The sequence below is a fragment of the Alienimonas chondri genome (genome assembly GCF_013036045.1).
Lineage (GTDB): Bacteria > Planctomycetota > Planctomycetia > Planctomycetales > Planctomycetaceae > Alienimonas > Alienimonas chondri.
Genome location: NZ_WTPX01000003.1, coordinates 48,731 through 67,366, shown reverse-complemented (window position 1 = coordinate 67,366; position 18,636 = coordinate 48,731). Strand labels below are relative to the sequence as shown.

At 66.0% G+C, this 18,636-nt stretch carries 11 protein-coding genes; 8 read left to right on the top strand and 3 right to left on the bottom strand.

Going from position 1 to position 18,636, the window contains the following annotated elements; all coding sequences use genetic code 11:
* Nucleotides 1–91: 91 nt before the first annotated feature.
* Together LzC2_RS00910 and LzC2_RS00905 are read right to left on the bottom strand one after the other, a co-directional pair.
* Nucleotides 92–1,489, bottom strand: a complete 1,398-nt coding sequence (locus tag LzC2_RS00910; protein ID WP_171182721.1) for a glycoside hydrolase family protein — start codon at nt 1,487–1,489, stop codon at nt 92–94.
* Between the two features lie 78 nt (nt 1,490–1,567).
* Nucleotides 1,568–4,723: a DUF6797 domain-containing protein gene (locus LzC2_RS00905; RefSeq protein WP_206678518.1), complete on the bottom strand. Its 3,156-nt coding sequence runs from the start codon at nt 4,721–4,723 to the stop codon at nt 1,568–1,570.
* A gap of 237 nt (nt 4,724–4,960) precedes the next feature.
* Between LzC2_RS00905 and LzC2_RS00900 the strand changes: the two genes are divergently transcribed.
* The 3 genes from LzC2_RS00900 (at nt 4,961) to LzC2_RS00890 (ending at nt 11,233) form a co-directional block, all read left to right on the top strand.
* Nucleotides 4,961–6,076, top strand: coding sequence for a prenyltransferase/squalene oxidase repeat-containing protein (locus tag LzC2_RS00900; RefSeq protein WP_246254613.1), 1,116 nt, complete (start codon nt 4,961–4,963; stop codon nt 6,074–6,076).
* Between the two features lie 173 nt (nt 6,077–6,249).
* Complete coding sequence (locus LzC2_RS00895; protein ID WP_171182718.1) at nt 6,250–7,563, top strand: efflux RND transporter periplasmic adaptor subunit; 1,314 nt, start codon at nt 6,250–6,252, stop codon at nt 7,561–7,563.
* A gap of 82 nt (nt 7,564–7,645) precedes the next feature.
* On the top strand, nt 7,646–11,233 hold the full coding sequence (locus LzC2_RS00890; protein WP_171182716.1) for an efflux RND transporter permease subunit: 3,588 nt from the start codon (nt 7,646–7,648) through the stop codon (nt 11,231–11,233).
* Between the two features lie 7 nt (nt 11,234–11,240).
* On the opposite strand, the gene LzC2_RS00885 is transcribed toward LzC2_RS00890, so the two are convergent.
* Nucleotides 11,241–12,152, bottom strand: a complete 912-nt coding sequence (locus tag LzC2_RS00885) for an endonuclease/exonuclease/phosphatase family protein (protein ID WP_206678517.1) — start codon at nt 12,150–12,152, stop codon at nt 11,241–11,243.
* 229 nt (nt 12,153–12,381) lie between these two features.
* Here LzC2_RS00885 and LzC2_RS00880 point away from each other — a divergent pair, with 229 nt between their 5' ends.
* The 5 genes from LzC2_RS00880 (at nt 12,382) to LzC2_RS00860 (ending at nt 18,553) form a co-directional block, all read left to right on the top strand.
* Nucleotides 12,382–12,945: a helix-turn-helix domain-containing protein gene (locus LzC2_RS00880; protein WP_171182748.1), complete on the top strand. Its 564-nt coding sequence runs from the start codon at nt 12,382–12,384 to the stop codon at nt 12,943–12,945.
* Nucleotides 12,946–13,432: 487 nt separating this feature from the next.
* Nucleotides 13,433–14,386: a DUF1559 domain-containing protein gene (locus LzC2_RS00875; RefSeq protein ID WP_171182746.1), complete on the top strand. Its 954-nt coding sequence runs from the start codon at nt 13,433–13,435 to the stop codon at nt 14,384–14,386.
* A gap of 121 nt (nt 14,387–14,507) precedes the next feature.
* On the top strand, nt 14,508–15,857 hold the full coding sequence (locus LzC2_RS00870; RefSeq protein WP_171182714.1) for an alkaline phosphatase D family protein: 1,350 nt from the start codon (nt 14,508–14,510) through the stop codon (nt 15,855–15,857).
* Nucleotides 15,858–15,935: 78 nt separating this feature from the next.
* Nucleotides 15,936–17,162, top strand: coding sequence for a phosphonoacetaldehyde reductase (locus tag LzC2_RS00865; protein WP_171182712.1), 1,227 nt, complete (start codon nt 15,936–15,938; stop codon nt 17,160–17,162).
* Nucleotides 17,159–18,553 (top strand): DUF5690 family protein, encoded by a 1,395-nt coding sequence (locus LzC2_RS00860; RefSeq protein WP_206678516.1) that lies wholly within the window; start codon nt 17,159–17,161, stop codon nt 18,551–18,553. Before LzC2_RS00865 ends, LzC2_RS00860 begins: the two co-directional genes overlap by 4 nt.
* The last annotated feature ends 83 nt before the right edge of the window (nt 18,554–18,636 follow it).

Below are 18,636 nucleotides of genomic sequence, written 5' to 3'. Positions count from 1 at the left end.
AGCGCCTTGCGGGTTGAAGGCTTGCTTCGGACGACTCACGGCCGACGCTTGCGCGTCGGGCTGGTATCAAACAGGATCTCAGTCCGCCGCCTCACTCAAACGTCCATTCGACGCGGTCCATCTCGACGTTCACGGTCTGCCCGTCGACGGGAGCCGTGCGATACTCGAACTGGAATCCGACGCCGGCCGGCAGGTCGCTGACGTCGAGCGTCGCCGGCGTCCTGTCGACGAGGCGGACGAAACCTTCCTTCTGCTTGTAGGTCTCTTTGACCTCCCGCCAGCCGGTCCACAGGTCGACGGCGCCGTCGCCGGTGGTGTCCACGCCGGCCCGCGCTTCCACGCCGCCGACCCACGGGCCGGGGCTGACGAAGTCGACGTCGGCCCGCTGTTGAATGAGATAGAACTGCCCCTCGGCGAACCCGACCGTCGGATCCGGGTGGCCGTTGCCGAACTGGCCGCAGAAGGTGTATTCCTTCTCCAGGCTGTCGCTGGTCCAGCGGCCGACGTACATGTGGTCGCCGACCGGGTCGTAGTCGCAGAACAGATAATACTGCCCGCCGATGCGGATTGAGGTCCAGTCGCCGTAGGCGTTCTGCTCCGGCTCGTGGATTTCGTATTTGTACGTCCCGTGGGGATGGCGGTATTCGCCGAACTTGCCGGTCGGCGTGGTCCGTTTGTCGACGACGTTATTGGCATGTTTGAACGGCTGGATGCCGTCCGGGCTGACGGCGCGGCCGGCCAGGGGGGAGTCCCAGGCGTGCGTCTTCGCGTTGATCGGATCCCAGTTCTCATAGAACAGGTGGAACCGACCGTCCTCCTCCCGCATCACCCCGGCGTCCGAGCCGTGCGACGGGTCGTTGAACGCCATCCCTTTGTCCTCACCCATTTTGCCGTCGCGGAGGTCGCGGTCGATGATCAGGTGCGGGTCTTCGTCGTTCGGGAAGTCGTAATAGATATAGAAGACGCCGTCGACGACCTCGGCGGTCGTGACCCAACGCTCGCGTTTGCCGCAGACGGGGCCGTGGTGGGTCCACTCCTTCATATCCGTGCTGTGCCAGGCGTGATAGCCGCCGTCCTTCTCGCCGTTGAACTTCCGGTGCCGGGCGAGCAGCCAATAGTCCCCGGGTTTCACGGGAACCAGCACCGGAGCGTCGGCCATATCCGGCGTCCCGACGTTCGGGACTTCCTTCCAGTTATTCCACGCGGTCGTTTGCGAGAACGTGATCGACTTCGGTTTGCGGGGGGCGTCGTAGGTCTGCACGCGGCTGGACATCGTGCTGGCCGGCTCGACGGACTTCGCTAGTCCGTCTGCAAACGAGACGTCAGTCGAACCTGCGGTGAACTCCTGCCATTGGTCTGCGGAGTCGATCACCCACGGCTTCGGCTCGTCGGCGGGGCCGGCAAGGGCCGACGGCGCGACGGCCGTCGTCAGCGATCCGATCGCGCCGAACGCGAGAGCGAAGCGGGCGATACGTGGCGGGGTCGTCATGGCAATCACTCGGCGAGTGGAAACGAGGGCGGAATTCAAGTCTATCGACCTGATCGGGGGGCGTCGCGTCGGGGAGGATCAGTCTTCGGGAAGGGCGTGGATCGTCCAATAGACCTCCTCGGAGAACGCTTCGCCGTCGCGGTCGGCGACGTTCAAAGTGAGGTGCAATTGCTCGACCGGTTGCAGGTCCGGAACTTTCAACGTCACCGATCGGCCATCCTCGCTGAGGGTCGCTCCGGCGATCGTTACGGTTTGCTTGCCGACCTCGCCGGTGTCCGGGTGATAGAAATTCGACCCGTAACCGGCGGTCCACTTGTAGTTCCATTGCTCCGCCGTATAGGCGGCGACGTCGGCGGCCGCGTCCGGAGCCAGGGGAAAGCTGAACGTGATGTGCAGGGTTCCCGGTCCGACGCGACAGTCCGTGATCATCCGGGCCGGCTTGCCGGTGTAGCGAAGTCGCTCGATCCCGCCGTCGGCGAGGCCGGCGCGGCCGCCGGCGTTCCAGCCGTTCACCCCGGTCGTATAGACCTGCCCGTCCGCCGGATTCACCCGGGCCCGCATGACGCCGGTGACGAAGTCATGCGGGAGTTTGACCAGCGCCGCCTGCATCACGCCGTCGATCTCCTGCGTCATGAGGGAATAGAGCCAACCTTTGCCGAAGCTGGTGTGCAGCAAGTGACCGGACAGCGGCCCGAACCGCGCATCGTCCACGTACACCTGCCCGCCGCTGGAGTTGTCCACCTCCTGCGGCATCCAAATGATCGGCTGATCGAAGCCGTCCGGGGGGACGACCGTTTTATGATCGATCGCCCCGCCGTCCGGGGCCCAGCGCCCGCTGGCGTGCGTTTGCACATAGCCGTAGAAGCCGCCGGGTTCGATCAGGCTGATCTTCGACGCCGGCATCCAACTGCCCTGATTATCGCTGACGGTCAATCGTCCGTCCGGGAACGCGCCCATGCCGTTGGGGGTTCGGAACCCGGTGCAGACGACCTCCTGCTCGCCGCCCTCGGGGCCGATCTTCACGACCGATCCTGGGAATTTGTAGTCCGTATACTGCCCGCTTTTCGCGTAGTAGAAGTTTCCTTCCGGATCGGTTTGCAGGTCGAAGTTGAACGCGTGATAGAAGGTGGAGACGTCGTCGTCGGCGCTGAAGCTCTCGTAGAAGTCCGCCTCACCGTCCTCGTTCAGATCGTGCAACCGCGTCAGCCGATCGCGACAGGTGACGTAGATCAGCCCGTCCACGACCTTCACCCCGAACGGCTCGTAAAGACCGCCGGCGAATCGTTTCCATGTCAGGTTCAATAATTGGTCGTCGACTCCGGAGACGATCCACACGTCCCCGCCGACGGTGGTGACGACCATCCGTCCGTCGGGGAAGAAGTCCAGCGCGGAGGTGCGGAACCAGGTGTTCCAAGGCGTCGACTCCGGCAGCGTGATCGTATCGACGGCGTAGGCGCCGGTTTCAAAACCGCGATACCCGACAGTTTCGAACGTCTCCGCCCACTGCGCCGGTCCGCCGGCCGTCATCGCGGCGGGATCGATCGGCGGGAGGCTTGTTATCGCGTCCGAATCGGCCGGCTTGGTCAACCGCACGACGTCGATCAGCCGCGGCTGATCGTCCGCGGGGATTCTGACGACCCAGCGCTGTTTCTCGTCCATGGCGACGACGACGCCGTCTTGATCGCCGAACAGTCGCGGGCGAACGGCGCCGCTGCCGGCGTCACCCGCGGCGAGAATCAACGGTCCCCCGGCGCCGATCTTCAACGTGTGCCGAACCGCCGTCCGGCCTTCGATTGCGGAGGGAACCTCCAAGATCTCTCGCCCGTCGATCGCGTACGACAGCACGACGCGGTCGCCGCTGAGATAATGTCCGTGATAATCCATCCACCGTCGCGGCATCGGGCCGCGGGGAAGCAGGTCGTCGGTCGAATAATCCAGCGTCCCGCCGTGTCCCCAATTCCACAGGTTCAAGGCTTCGACCTCCTCCCCTTGAGGTTGCGGATAGCCCTCGCCGCGGCCGCGTTTATGTTGCGTGCCGTCGAGGTTCAGAAAGCCTCCGGACCAAGCGTCCGCCTGATCCATCGAATGCAGGTCATAGGAGATCGTCAGGCCGTCCAGTTGAATGGTGAGAGCGCTGTTCACCTCTCGGCCCAACTGCGAGGCGAGCGCCGGGCCGTAGTCGCGATCGGGGGGGAGGTCGATCTCGCCGTTCTCCGTGCCGATCGGGAGGGTCTTGAGATAATCGTCGGTGAGCGGGCGATAGTCGGGGTTCGATCCCTTCATGAATCGATCGCGGATATACCCGATGACTTCGTACCGTTCGCGGGGGGACAGGGCGGTGGTCGCCCGCATTAATCCGTTCCCGTGGGAGAGGGTTTGGAACATGCCGTACGGGTCGGAGCCGTACTTCAGTTTCTGCGTGCCGAACGCCCGAGCCGTCGCCAGCGAGGGCGTGTTGCCGTCCGGTCCATGACACTCGATGCAGGCGGATTGATAGATCGTCTCGCCGCGCTGGTGATTGCTTTTCTCAACCGCGCGAAGAATCCCGGCGTGGTCCAGGTTCGCGGTGTCGTCCTTGACGACGAGCGCCTCCGCGGGCGGCTTCAGTTCTTCCGCGCGGGCGGGACCGCCGTCCCGCACCGCGAACAGGTAGCTCAACAGATCGAGAAATTCTCGCTGCGATTTCAGCGTCGACACCAGCCCGGCGGGCATCATCGAGGTGTCCGCTTCGCCGCGTTCGAGGATGTTCCGTTTGGGAATGGAGACTTCGTTCTCGAGGAACTCCGCCTCTCGCAGGACGATCGCATCGTCGTTCTCCCGAACGAACATCCCGGCGCGAAGCTGTCCGTCCGCCGTGAGAATCTGAACGGTGTGGTAACCCTCGCGAATCGCTTTTGAAGGCCGCAACAACGATTCGACCAGATGAACGTCCGTCGCGTCCTCGCCCAGTTTCGTCAGATCCGGCCCCAGCGGGGAGCGGCCCTCATCCGATTCGTGGCAGTTCACGCAGGCGGCGGCGGAGGTGTAGTACACCAACGCCCCCCGATGGGCGTCGCCTCGCAAACGGGCCTCGCGGGCCACGAGGGCGGGGTCGGCGTTCTCGAGCTGCTGTTGCAACGACGCGGCGAGCGCCGGGGACGAAAAGACCGACGCCAGCGTCAGCGCGAAGACAGACGCCGCGAACGGCTTCGAGCGAAGGGGGCGGCGCGAAGCGGTCAGAGGAGGATGGGGCACGCGGGAAACGCCGTACGAATCAGGAACGAACTCCCCGAAAACGGATCGGGATTCCCAAACCTAACGTGCGAGTCCGGCGGGCGCCCGGGAGGGCGAATCGCGATCCGGAGAAATCCTGGCCCCCGCCGGCGCCGTTCGACGCATGGACCCGTACGGCGATTCGCGATCGCCCGCAGGCCGCCTCTCCGCAGCTGCGTTCCGGCCCACCTCAGGATCTCCCGATAACAGGATCTCCCGATGAAATTGACGATCACCGCCTGCATGCTGGCGGCCTTCGCCCTCGCGGCGCCGGCTGTCGCGGCCCCGCAGGAGTCGCTCGGACCGGACGCCGAGGCTCTCGCGTCCGCTCGTCAGAAAGCGGTGGCATTCCTGAAGACCGCGCAGGCGGACGACGGCAGCTGGTCCTCGCCGGATGCCATCGGGATCACCGCGTTGGCGACGCACGGCCTGATGGCCGCCGGGCTGAAGACCGACGACCCCGCCGTCGCCGCCGGGCTGGCGAAGATCGCCGGGGCGGCTCAGGAGGACGGTCGTATCGCCGTGCCGGACAGCCGCCTGCCCGGCTATGAAACCGCCGTCTGCGTAACGCTGTTGCAGGCCGCCGACCCGGAGGAGTACGCCGCGATCGTGAAACGTGCGGACGGGTTCCTCCGCGGCATGCAGTTCGACGAAGAGCAGGGCGTGGAGTCCGGCGACGTCGCCTACGGCGGAATCGGATACGGTCCGGGCGGCGGTCGCCCGGACCTGTCCAACACGGCCTACCTGATCGAGGCGCTCCGCGCCGCCGGCGCCGCGGAGGACGACCCGGCCATTCAAAAGGCGTTAATCTTCGTCTCCCGCTGTCAGAATCTGGAATCCGAACACAACCAAAGCGCTTCCGCCGCCGCGGTGAACGACGGAGGGTTCTATTATCATCCCGCGGCCGAAGAGTCCCCCGCCGGTCGCACGCCGCAGGGCGGTTTGCGGAGCTACGGCAGCATGACCTACGCCGGTTTTAAAACCATGGTCTACGCCGGCCTGGAGGAGGACGATCCCCGCGTGCAGGCGGCGATCGATTGGATCGGCAAGAACTACACCGTCAAAGAGAACCCCGGCATGGGGAGCGCCGGTCTGTATTACTACTACCAATTGTTCGGGAAAGCGCTGGACATCGCTGACATGGATCGCCTGACCGACGACGCCGGCGTCGCCCGCGATTGGCGAAAGGATCTCGCCGAACGCCTGCTGGCAGAGCAGAACGAGAACGGAAGCTGGGTCAACGAGAACGAACGGTGGTTCGAGGGCGACCCGAGCCTCGCCACCGCGTTCGCCCTGATGGCCCTCGCCGACTGCGATCCGCGGCCGATCGACTGACTGGTTGACCGACCGTTCGGCCGGCTGTTTTCCGACGGATCCTTCTTCGGCTCTGGAAATGCTGGCTCGGAGAGTGGATGATCGTTGCAACGGCGGATCTTCTGGTCCGCCGTTCGTGGAGCGGCGGCGCCGGACGGCCCCCGTTCAATCCGCGCCCGCCTGAGATCCCTCCCATGAATTTGAACGCTTTGGTCTACCGTGCGCCCATTGCGGCGGCGGTCAGCCTCCTCTCAGCGTTCGCGGCTCCCGCCGCCGCGCAGGAGTCGGCGACCTTGGTGCAGGTCGCGCCGATCCGGCAGGCCCAGGTCGCCTCCGGGCGGGAGTTCGTGGGCACCGTCATGCCGTTGAAGCTCGCGGTGATCGGCAGCGCCGTGGGCGGGCGGGTCGTGGACTTCCCGATCGAACGCGGCGACCGCGTGGAGGCCGGGCAGACCCTCACGCAGGTGTTGACCGGCACGATCGATCTGGAATTAAAAGCGGCTGAGGCGCAGCTCGACCTCATGCGGCAGGAGTTGGCTGAGCTGGAAAACGGCACGCGGCCGGAGGAACTCCGGCAGGCACAGGCGCGGGCGACGTCCGCCGATGCGACGCGGAAGTTTATGCAGACCCGCCGCAAGCGGGTGGAGCTGCTCTACGACCGCAGTTCCGCGATGACGCAGGACGACGTCGATCAGGCGGCTGCGGCTCAGGTGAAGGCGGAACAGGACTATCAGGAAGCCCTCGCCGCCCTCGAACTCGCCGAGGCCGGTCCGCGGCCCGAACGCATTTTACAGGCGCGGGCGAAGGTCGCGTTGGAAGAGGCGACCGTGGAAAAACTGCGCGACCAGATCGCCAAATATACGGTGAGGTCCCGGTTCGCCGGCTACGTCATCGAGGAACATACGGAGCAGGGCGAGTGGGTCAGCAGCGGCGACCCGGTCGCCGCGATCGCCGCGCTGGATGAGGTGGAGATCGAAGCGCATGTGTTGGAGGAATACGTCCCCCATATTCGCCCCGGCATTGACGCCCGTGTGGACGTTCCCTCCCTGCCGGACCAGACGTTCGTGGGGAAGGTGTCCTCCGTGGTGCCGCAGGGCGATTCCCGCTCGCGAACCTTCCCGGTGCGGGTGCGGGTGACGAACGTGATCGACGACGGCGGCCCGTTGATGAAGGCCGGCATGTTGGCACAGGTCATGCTCCCGACCGGCGCCGAAACGGACGCCTTGCTGGCTCCCAAGGACGCCCTGGTGCTGGGCGGGCCGCAGCCGATGGTCTGGGCCGTCGCCAAATCCGGCGTGACCGGCTCCGGAGCCGGCGAGCGGACCGGCGAGGCCCGTGCGGTGCCGGTCCGATTGGGCGTCGCGGAAGGCGATGCGATTCAAGTCATCGGCGATCTGTCCGCGGATGATCTGGTGGTCGTGCTCGGCAACGAACGCATTCTCCCGCCGAAGGGCGGCGGCGCCCCGACGGTTCGCTGGACGCCGAAGTCGGCGACCGCCGGCCGGTAACGGCCCTCTTCCGGGCGGCTTCGCGGCCCTCTCTTTCTTGAATTATTGAAAGAGGCGCATCCGGCGCCTTTCGGAGATCGGGATGAACTTTATCGCTTCGCTCGTCGCCAACCCGGTCAAAGTCGCCGTCGGCGTGCTGCTGACGATGATGTTCGGCCTGGTGGCGCTCGGCCGAATGCCGATGCAGCTCACGCCGGAGGTGCAAACGCCCACGATCACCGTCGAAACCCGCTGGCCCGGCGCGAGCCCGCAGGAGATCGAACGCGAGATCGTCGTGGAGCAGGAGGAGCAGCTCAAAAGCGTGGAGAACGTCACGAAGCTCACCTCCGAGAGCAACGACTCCAGCGCCCGCATCACGATGGAGTTCCGCGTCGGCACGGAGATGGACCGGGCCGTCGTCGACGTGATCGGTCGGTTGGAACAGGTGCCGCAGTATCCCCGGGACGCCGATAAACCGGTCATCAGCACGGCGAACTCCTCCGATCGCCCGATCGCCTGGTTCATCCTCGGCTCGCGGTTCCCCACGGAGGAGGAATTAGCGACGCTGGAGGCGGAGAACCCGGAGCTGAGCGAGGGACTCGCGGAGGTCCGCAAGGCCCACAACCCCGGCTTGGCGATGCTGCGTCTGCGGTTGCTGGCGGAGGATCATGAGGCGGTCAAAGCGTTGCTCCCCCCGCCGGAACTCAACGTCTCCGAATTAAAACGGTTCGCCGAGGACGAAATCGAAGCCCGGCTGGAACGCGTCTCCGGCGTCTCCCAGGCGAACGTGCGGGGCGGGCTGGAAGAAGAGCTGCAGGTGATCGTCGATCCGCAACGGCTGGCGGCCCGGCGGCTGACGCTGCCGGACGTGCGACGGGTGCTGCAGGGACGCAATGCGGACGTCTCCGCCGGCGACTTCTGGGAAGGCAAACGCCGCTACGTGGTCCGCACGCTGGGGCAGTTTCGCTCTCCCGAGCAGGTCGCCGATCAACCGCTCGCGGTGGTCGACGGGGCGCCCGTATATATTCGCGACGTGGCCGAGGTGAAGCTCGGCTTCAAGAAGCCGGACGGATTAGTGCGGCGGTTCGGCGAATCGAGCATCGCCGTCAACGCCCAACGCGAAACCGGCGCGAACGTGTTGGACGTGATGGACGGCCTGCGGGCCGTCGCCGCGGATCTGAACGAAGGCATCCTCAAGGAACGCGGGTTGCAGCTCACGCAGGTCTATGACGAGACGGACTATATCTACTCCGCCGTCGACCTCGTGCAGCAGAACATCGTGATCGGCGGCGCGCTGACGATGATCGTGCTGATGCTGTTCCTGCACCTCGGCGTGCGGGCGCTGATCGTGGCCCCGTTGATCGCCGTCACCGCGCTGGCCGCGGCGCTGTTCTCCCCGTGGTACTTCATGCTGACGCTGGCGATTATCGTCGGGGCCGGGTTCTGGTTCGCCCGGGGGGCGTTGGTGGTCGGGCTGGCGATTCCGACCAGCATCGTCGGCACCTTTTTGTTGCTGGATATGCTGGGGCGGTCGTTGAACGTCGTGAGCCTCGCCGGGCTGGCGTTCGCGGTCGGCATGCTGGTCGATAACGCGGTCGTCGTGCTGGAGAATATTTATCGGCGGTACGACGAGTGGAAGGAGCCGCCCATGACCGCCGCGGTCAACGGCACGCAAGAGGTCTGGGGAGCGGTGCTCTCCTCGACGTTGACCACCGTCGCGGTGTTCCTGCCGATCGTTTTTATTCAGGAGGAAGCCGGGCAGTTGTTCCGCGACATCGCGCTGGCGATCAGCGGAGCCGTAGCGTTGTCGCTGGTCGTGTCGATGACGTTGATCCCCACCGCGTCCGCGCGGCTGTTCGGCCGTCGTCGGGCAGATCGACAGGCGGCGACGGAGCGTTCAAAGACGGCTTCCGCGTCGACGCGGATCTCCCGCGGGATCGTCGCCCCGATCGAGCGGGCGGGCGGCGGCTTCACGAACCTCATTGTCGGCTTCAATGCCTGGCTGCAACGGGGCGTCGTCCGCCGGCTGGTCGCGGTCGCGGCGCTGTTCGGCGTCTCGCTGAGTTGTCTGTGGCTCGTGCCGCAGGCCGAATATCTGCCGACCGGCAACCGCAACCTGGTGTTCGGCATCCTGTTGCCCCCGCCGGGATATAACCTCGATCAGTTGATGGAGATGGGCGAGCAGGTCGAAGCGGACCTCAAGCCCTACTGGAACACTCAACCGGGCACGCCCGAGGCGGCGGCGCTGGACTATCCGATTATCGGAGACTTCTTCTTCGTCGCTCGGGGGCGGGAGGTGTTCCTCGGTCTGCGGGCCGATGATCCGGCGCGCGTCAGCGAACTCGTTCCGCTGGTGCAGGAGGTCGGCGCCAAGCTGCCCGGCACCTTCACCGTCGCCAAACAGTCCAGTCTGTTTGAACGCGGCCTGACCGCCGGACGCACGATCGACGTGGAAATCACCGGCCCGGACCTCGAACAACTCGTGGCGACGGGCGGCCGGATCCTCGGAGCGACGAAGGGGATCTATCCCGAAGCCCAGGTGCGACCGGTGCCCAGTCTGGACCTCTCCAGCCCGGAGGTGCATATCGAACCCAAACTGGTGCAGGCCGCGGATATGCAGGTGACGGCGACGGACCTCGGCTTTACCGCGGATGCGCTGATCGACGGAGCGTTCGTGGGCGATTATTTCATGGGCGGCGACAAGATCGATCTGACGCTCGTCGGCCGCGATCGCTACGTCGGCAGCGCCGACGACCTCCGCACGCTGCCCGTCGCCACGCCGGAGGGGCGATTGGTGCCGTTGGAAGCGCTCGCGACGGTGCGGCTCACCAGCGGGCCGGAACAGGTCAACCACCGGGAGCGCGTCCGCAGCATCACCATCGAAGTCTCTCCGCCGCCGGAGGTTCCCTTGGAAACGGCGATGGAAACGATCCGCAGCCAAGTGATCGCCCCGATTATCGAACAAAACGCCCTCGGTCCCGGCATGCGGATTAACCTCGCCGGGACCGCCGACAAGCTGGAGCAGACCTGGCAGGCGTTATGGGTGAACCTCGCCCTCGCCCTGCTGATTACTTATCTCTTGATGGCCGGGCTGTTCGAGAGCTGGATTTATCCGCTGGTGATTATCTGCACGGTGGTCCCCGGAGCGCTCGGCGGCGTGCTGGGGTTACAGGCGTTGAACCTGATCTACTCGCAGCCGTTGGACGTGCTGACGATGCTGGGGTTCTTTATTCTCATCGGGACCGTGGTGAACAATGCGATCCTGATCGTTCACCAGGCGCTCAATAACCTGCGGGTGGGGGGCATGGAGCCGAACGAAGCCTTGCTGGACAGCATCCGCACGCGGGTCCGGCCGATCTTTATGACGACCGCGACGACGGTGCTGGGCTTGCTGCCGCTGGTGCTGTTCCCCGGCGCCGGCAGCGAACTCTACCGCGGGTTGGGCAGCGTCGTGCTGGGCGGACTGCTGGTCGCGACGCTATTCACCCTGGTGTTGGTGCCGACGCTGTTCAGCCTGACCCGCGACCTTCGAGGATATGCCATCCGCAAGCTCTGGCGAGACGAAGAGGACGAACCGAAGGACGATACGCCGCCGCCGACGCCCCGGCGGCCGCGGCCCCGCGAGCGTCGACCGGCTTACGAGGACCGAGCGTTCACCCGCGATCCCGCGCTGAGCGGCGCCGGCTTCTAAGCGACGATCAGTCTTCGGCGGTCGCGGCTTCGACCCGTTCCAACACCGCGGTGACCGGGTCGTGGTCGGAGGGCGTGCGGCCGTCGCGGTTCGTACGATCGATCGCGGCCTCCTTGATCGTCCACCCGGGCGTGAACGCGATCCAGTCGATGCGGCGCTCGCCCCGATCCCCACGGCGAAACCCGCCCGCGGTCCCGGCCGACTCGCCCGGCTCGCCGTCGGGGTGTTTAATTTGATAGCTGTCGCGCAACGCCGGGCCGGCGGCGTCGGTCGCGGCGAAAAGGTTTTGATACGGCTTGCTGCCCGGGGCGGCGTTGAAGTCGCCGGTGAGCAGCGCCGGGCCGTCGCCGGCGATCGCGGCGATCTTCCGCCGAATCAGCGTCGCCGACTCCGCCCGCGCCTTCGGTCCGCGATGATCGAAGTGGGTATTGAACGCCCAGAACACGCCGGCGCCGTCCGGGCGTTTGTCGCGGAGCTTTAGCCAGGTGCACATGCGGGGCAGGGAGCTGTCCCAGCTTTTGCTGCCCGCTTCGTCCGGCGTTTCGCTGAGCCAGAAGTGCCCGCCGTCGAGCTTCTCGAAGCGGTCGGTGCGATAATAGATCGCCATCATCTCGCCCGCTTCGCGTCCGTCGTCGCGGCCGGCGGCGAACACGGCGTAGCCGGGCAACCGGGCGGAGAGTTCGTCCCGTTGAAAGGCCAACGTCTCCTGCGTGCCCAGTAAATCCGGGGCAAATGCGCGAATCGTTTCCGCGACGAACTCTCGACGAAGCGGCCAGGCGTTCTCGCCGTCGTTGGCGGACCCGTAGCGGATATTAAAGCTCATCACCCGCACCGGCTCCGCAGCCGATCCGATCGCAGGCAGTAGGAAGGCCCCCGCCATGGCGAGGAGCAGCGAGGCGGGGCGGCGGGCGGTCGTCATCGGATCGTTTCTGAATCGAGGCGCACGCAGCATGGGCCACGCAAGCGCCGATGAACAGCGGCCGCCCTCGTCGAGCGTCCCGGTCCATTAAAGCGCCCGGGACGCTCGACGGGGGAACGCCGAGGAACGAAACGCGGGTTTGCGGGGCACGGCCCGGCGCCGGCATAATCTGCGGCCCGCCCCTCCGCGGTCCGTCGTGCGGAGACCACCGCGTCCGCACGTGCCGCCCGTGAACCTCGTCGAACTTGCCCAACGAATCCGGTCACATCGGCTGGACCGGCGGATGACGTTGGAGGAGGTCGCCTCCCGGACCGGCCAAACCCGCAGTTGGCTCTCTAAGGTCGAGAACTTCCGAATCACCCCGTCCCTGCCGGCGCTGGGGGAGATCGCCCAGGCGTTGGACGTACCGCTCTCCGAGTTGTTCGAGGGGCTGGACGAGAAGCCGGCGCTGGTGTTGGTGCGGCGGGACGAGCGAAAGACGGTGGAACGCGACCGCTCCGAGGAGAACACCTCGGTGTACGAGTTGCTGGCCCACAAGCGGGCCTCACGATCGATGGACCCATTCCTCATTACCATCCCGCCCGGCGTGGCGCGGGAAGAGGCTTTGCCGCACCCCGGCGAGGAGTTTCTGTTCGTCGAGTCCGGCGCCGTCCGGTTCGAATACGACGGCGAAACGCACAAACTGTCGGCCGGCGACAGCCTGTATTTCGACGCGAACGTGCCGCACCGGCTCGTCAACTCATTTAAAAAACAGGCCGTCGTCCTCTGCGTGTTCCACGCCTCCGGCAACTGACGAGTCCGCCCTGCCGTCGCCCGCACTGCGCCGTCCCTCGCCCTGCGAAGGAATGGGCGTCGCCCGAAGCCGACCTCACAACGGCTGTGTAGAACGGGAAAAGCGCCGGCCTCGCCGTCGCTTCGCGGGGTCTTCATGAAAGACTCACAGGTTACTATGTTGCCCGGCAGTCACGCCGCGCGCATCCTAGTCCCGCCGTCAGGATCGTCTTGCTGACGGCCTCCCGCACCGTTTCGAGCTGCCGCGTGGTCCTCCGCCGTTTTGTCCTTGCCGCCTCTACGGCGTGTACTGTCGCGTTTCTCTCGGGCTGTTCCGATTCAGCTCCCGAACCGCCGCCGCCGTTCGTCGCGGAGCCGACGGCCACGGGCGAGGCCGGAGACGACGGCCCGCCGCCGCCGTCGGACGAGGCGGTCCTCCACGGCTCACAAGACTAAGCCGTTCTGATTGACCGTCAGTCACTTTCATCTTCTTCCTCCGCCCGAACTCTATGTCGTCTCAACGCAGCGCCGGTCGCCGAACCGGTTTCACCCTGATCGAACTGCTGGTGGTGATCGCCATCATCGCGGTGCTGGTCAGCTTGCTGTTGCCCGCCGTTCAGCAGGCTCGCGAAGCCGCTCGGAAGGCCCAGTGCAAGAACAATCTCAAGCAGATTGCGCTGGCGATGCACAATTATCACGGCACGTCCAGGTCGCTCCCCATCGGGGTCTCGACGGCGTGGGGCTTCACATGGACCTCCGCCATCCTGCCGCAGTTGGATCAGCAGCCGCTTCAAGAGGCGTTTCCCGACCCTCTCAGCGACTCCGGTTGGTACGGCGGAACGGACGCGAGAAGCGAGGCGATTAAAACGGTGATGCGGCACCCCGTGAGTACGTTTATGTGCCCCTCGCAGTCTGACGGTCCCACGGAGCCGAGGGACGTCAACGGGCTGACCGGACGGGCGATGTCCAGCTACTCGGTCAGCACGGGGGGCGACGCCGTGAGCGATAACCTTACGAGCGGAAGCACGATCGGCATGGATACGTCCGACGGTCTGTTTCACGCGGTCCGAATGAACACCGCCACTCCCCTCGGCCGCGTGTTCGGGTTCAAGGACGTCAAAGACGGCCTGACGCAAACCGTGATGGTCGGCGAGGTGATCTATGAACTCGAACCCAGCCCGGGGTGCAATATCTGCGACCGGTTTCTGTTCTTCATGCCGAACGCGGACTCCGGCAACGGCTCCGACTTCTCCGAAGCCATGGCGTCCACCCGCTTTCAGATTAACTCCGATCCGGCGGCCGATATGAACGCAGCGGAGATCTCTTTCGCCAGCTCTCACAGCGGCGGAGCGAACGTCGCCATGGGCGACGGCAGCGTGCAGTTCATCCCGGACACGATCGAACTCGACATCTGGCAGGGGATGGGGTCTCGCAAGGGCGGCGAAGTCTTCGAAATGCCGTGACCCCGTCGCTGAGGGGGGGCGCTTGTTGCATCGGCCCTCTGTTGAACCGTCGCGGGCGTCCGTCGAACCGTTTTTTCTCGGCAGGCGCCCATTTTGATCGGCTTTAAGGTAAAGCGTGACCGTGATTGATCCCCCGCTGAACCGTCGTCGTTTCCAGGCGACGCTCGCCTCGACTGCCGTCGGCGCCGCATTTTTCCCGCAGACGCTGCGAGCCAAAGACGGGGCGCCGGGAAGCGGTTTGCGGAACGACGGGGCGCCGGACGGGTTCGTCGGGCCGATGGTCGGGCACGTCTCCGACACCGAGGCCGTGCTCTGGGCGCGACCGCCGGCGCCGGGGCGATGGGAACTGGAGGTGTTCGAAGCGGAGTCCGATCGACGGGTTGAACGGGCCGTCGCGGTCAGCGCTCCGCAAAACGATCTGTGCGTGAACTGGCGGATCGACGGCCTCAAACCGGCGACCGATTATCGGTATATGGTCAGCGCCGGCCGGGACGTAACGATCGCGGCGGACGATCTCCGTTTTCGCACGGCGCCCGATCCGGCCGAGCCTTCCCGGTCCACGTGGGCGTTCGGCTCCTGTGCGGATCTGGACCCCTCGACGCTGTGGACGCAGATCGCCGAACGCGACGCCGAGGCGCTCGTGCTGCTCGGCGATACGCCGTATATCGACTCGACGAACCTCAACACGGCCCGCGACCGGCATCGGGCGTTCCTGTCCGTTCCGGAGCTTGCGGCGCTGGTCCGTCATACGCCGACCTGGGGCGCCTGGGACGACCACGATTTCGGTCAGAACGACTCCGACGGTCGCCTCCCGGGGAAGGAGAACACCCGGCAGGCGCTGGTCGAGTACCGGGCGAATCGCGAGTACGGCGGCGACGCCGGGGGCATCTATACGAAGTTCCGTCGAGGGCCCGCGGAGGTGTTCCTGCTGGATACCCGCTGGTTCTCTCAGACCGGCCCTTCGCCGGTCGATTCGTCGCAGCCGACGTTGCTGGGAGCGGAGCAGTGGGCTTGGTTGAAGGACGGCCTGAAAAAGTCGACGGCGCCGTTTAAGTTCATCGCCTGCGGCATGATCTGGGACGACAAGGAGAATCGCGAATCCGACGACTGGGGGACGTATACCCACGAGCGGACCGCGTTGTTCGACTTCCTCGGCGAGGAGACGATCTCCGGCGTCGTGCTGATCGGCGGGGATATTCACTGCTCTCGCTTGTTGAAGTACGAAACGACGGAGCAGGTCGGCTACCCGATTTATCAGATGATCGTCTCGCCCATCCATGGCCGCACGATTCCTTCGTTGAACGTCCCGCACCCGAATCTGGTGCGGGGCGAAGCCGTGCCGCACGTCTGGTTGCACGTGACCGTCGATTCGACCGCATCTCCGCCCGCCCTGCAGGCGGAATGGGTGCAGCGAGACGGGCGGGAGATGTGGTCGCTGAAATGCAACGCGGACGATCTGACTTCCGCCTAACGACTTGCGTTTTACCTCCGAAACGTGGTCGAACCGCCCGCGATCGCCCCTCTCGTTTTGCCAGCGACTTCCGAACATATGCAGCAGACCGTCATTCTTCGTCCCGGCGCCGTTGATTCGGTTCCCGAATGGATTGCGAACTATGCGGTCGAGCGCGCGTTCGTCGTGTTGGATGAGGCGGCGTACGGCCCTTCCGGAGCCGAGGCGGCGTTGGCGCCCTGTTTCGACGCCTATCACGCGACGTTCTTCACCGCCTTCGAGCCGAATCCGAAGCTGGAAGACGTTGTCCGCGGGATCGCGGCGTTCCGGGCCTCCGGCGCCGAGATCGTCTTGGCGGTCGGCGGGGGGACCGCGATCGATCTCGCCAAGCTGATCACGGCGTTGGTGCCGGTGGGGCGGGGGCAGGACTCCGTCGATCCGTCGCTGTTGGAGGAGGTCGTGTTGCGGAACGGCCCGCTGCCGGAAACCGCCCTCCCGCTGATTGCCGTCCCGACGACGGCCGGCACCGGCAGCGAGGCGACCCATTACGCGGTCGTCTATGTTCGCGGCGAAAAATATTCGCTGGCGGCGCCGTCGATCCTGCCGAACGTCGCCGTGGTCGACAGTCGCCTCACCGACAGCCTGCCGCCCCGCATCACGGCGGCGACCGGCTTAGACGCCCTCTGTCAGGCGGTCGAATCGATCTGGGCCGTGGGGGCGACGGACGAGTCGATCGGGTTCGCGTCGGAAGCCATCCGCCTGGCGCTGCGGCATCTGCCGGATGCGGTGAACGGCCCGACGCCGCAGTCCCGCGACGCGATGAGCCAGGCGTCTCACCTCGCGGGTCGAGCGATTAATATCAGCAAGACGACGCTGCCGCACGCCCTGTCCTACGGGCTGACGAGCCGGTACGGCATCCCGCACGGCTCGGCGGCGGCGCTGACGCTCGGGCCGGCGCTCCTCTTCAATGCCGGCGTGACGGAAGCCGACTGCACCGACCCGCGCGGACCGGCGGCGGTGCGGGACCGGATTCAACTCTTGTGTGGCCTGCTCGGTGCCGACTCGGCCCCGCGAGCCGCCGCGACGATCGAACGATTGGTCGAGGCCGTCGGGAGTCCGATTTCGCTCGAAGCCGCGGGCGTCGCCGACGACGCCCGCCGGCTCGCGGAGTGCGTGAACGTCCAACGGCTTTCCAATAACCCGCGGCACGCCGAACCGGAGGATCTCGTGCGACTGTTACGCGCCGGTCGTCGCGCGGACCGGGCTCCGGCGCCGGCAGTTCCCGACGTGCGCCAACCCGCTCCCCTGCCGGCGCCCTCCCTGTGAGCGACTCGTTGCGTACCGTCAACGACCCCGGCGACGGCGACGCCGTGCCGGCGTACGACTCGGCGACGCGAACCTCGCTCGCGATCGCGGCGGCGGCCGCGTTCTGCACCTACTTTTGCATGTACGCCTTTCGCAAACCGTTTACGGCGGGCACGTTCGACGGGGAAACGCTGTTCGGGCTGGATTTGAAGGTGGCCTTGGTCGTCGCTCAGGTCGCCGGATATACGCTCTCCAAGTTCATCGGCATCAAAATCGTCTCCGAGATGCCGGCCGGGCGGCGGGCGCTGGGGATTCTCAGTCTGATCGTGGCGGCGGAACTGGGATTAGTTCTGTTCGCCATCCTGCCGGTCGGGTGGAAGCCGTTGGCGCTGTTCCTGAACGGTTTGCCGCTGGGCATGGTGTTCGGGCTGGTGATCGCTTATTTAGAAGGACGCCGACAGACCGAAGCGTTGACCGCGGCGTTGTCCGCGAGCTTTATCGTGTCCAGCGGCGTCGTGAAGTCGGTGGGACGCTGGTTGATCGGGGAGGCGGGGCTGAGCGAATATACGATGCCCGCGGCGGCCGGCGCCCTGTTTTTCGTGCCGCTGCTGGTCTCCGTGTGGGCGCTCTCCCGCACGCCGCCGCCCGGCGCCGAGGATCGCCGCCGCCGCGCCGCTCGCAATGCGATGACGCGGGACGATCGTCGGCAATTCTTAGCCGCGTATTGGCCGGGGTTGGTGTTGATGGTCGGGGTCTACGTCACGCTGACCATCGTGCGCACGGTGCGAGACGATTTCGCCGTGGAGATCTGGCGGGATCTCGGCGTGGCGGGGGAGCCGTCGGTCTTCGCTCGCAGCGAGACGGTCGTCGCCATCCTGGTGACCGCGGCGTGTGCGTTATTCATCTTCGTCCGCGACAACCGAACGGCCCTCGCGGTGACGCTGGGGCTGATGGTCGCGGGCTTCTGCGTGGCGGCCGCCGCCGCGGCGGGGCAGGGCGCCGGGGCTCTCGGCCCGTTCCCCTTTATGGTCGCGTGCGGGGTGGGGCTGTACGTCCCGTACGTCGCCTTTCATACCACGGTGTTCGAGCGCATCATCGCCGCCGCGGGCCGACCGTGTAACATCGGGTTCCTGATGTATCTGGCGGACTCGTCGGGGTATCTCGGACATACCGCGCTCCTGCTGTGGCGTTCGTTGTCGCGACCCGGCGAAACGATCGGCGCGGACGGCGACGCGTTACCCCTCTTTCGCGGCATGTTGTTAGCGACCGCCGCAGCCTCCGCGGTCGCGTTGACCGTCGCGACGGTCTATTTCCTCCGCGTGCTTCGGCGCCCTGAGGAGAAGCCGGAGGAGGAGAACGCCTCAGTCGTCACGGCGCCCGCTTCGGCGACGCCCCAAACAATGGCGGTTTGAGCGACGGCGGTCCGACCTCCTCGAACCGCCCGCCGCCGTCGCCTTCAGGACACTCTCACGACTTGCCCCATTAAGACATCTCC

Bases quoted from the DNA above. Each gene is read 5' to 3' on its own strand.
- LzC2_RS00910 (WP_171182721.1), bottom strand. From the start codon at position 1,489: ATGACGACCCCGCCACGTATCGCCCGCTTCGCTCTCGCGTTCGGCGCG.
- LzC2_RS00900 (WP_246254613.1), top strand. From the start codon at position 4,961: ATGAAATTGACGATCACCGCCTGCATGCTGGCGGCCTTCGCCCTCGCG.
- LzC2_RS00895 (WP_171182718.1), top strand. From the start codon at position 6,250: ATGAATTTGAACGCTTTGGTCTACCGTGCGCCCATTGCGGCGGCGGTC.
- LzC2_RS00890 (WP_171182716.1), top strand. From the start codon at position 7,646: ATGAACTTTATCGCTTCGCTCGTCGCCAACCCGGTCAAAGTCGCCGTC.
- LzC2_RS00885 (WP_206678517.1), bottom strand. From the start codon at position 12,152: ATGACGACCGCCCGCCGCCCCGCCTCGCTGCTCCTCGCCATGGCGGGG.
- LzC2_RS00875 (WP_171182746.1), top strand. From the start codon at position 13,433: ATGTCGTCTCAACGCAGCGCCGGTCGCCGAACCGGTTTCACCCTGATC.
- LzC2_RS00865 (WP_171182712.1), top strand. From the start codon at position 15,936: ATGCAGCAGACCGTCATTCTTCGTCCCGGCGCCGTTGATTCGGTTCCC.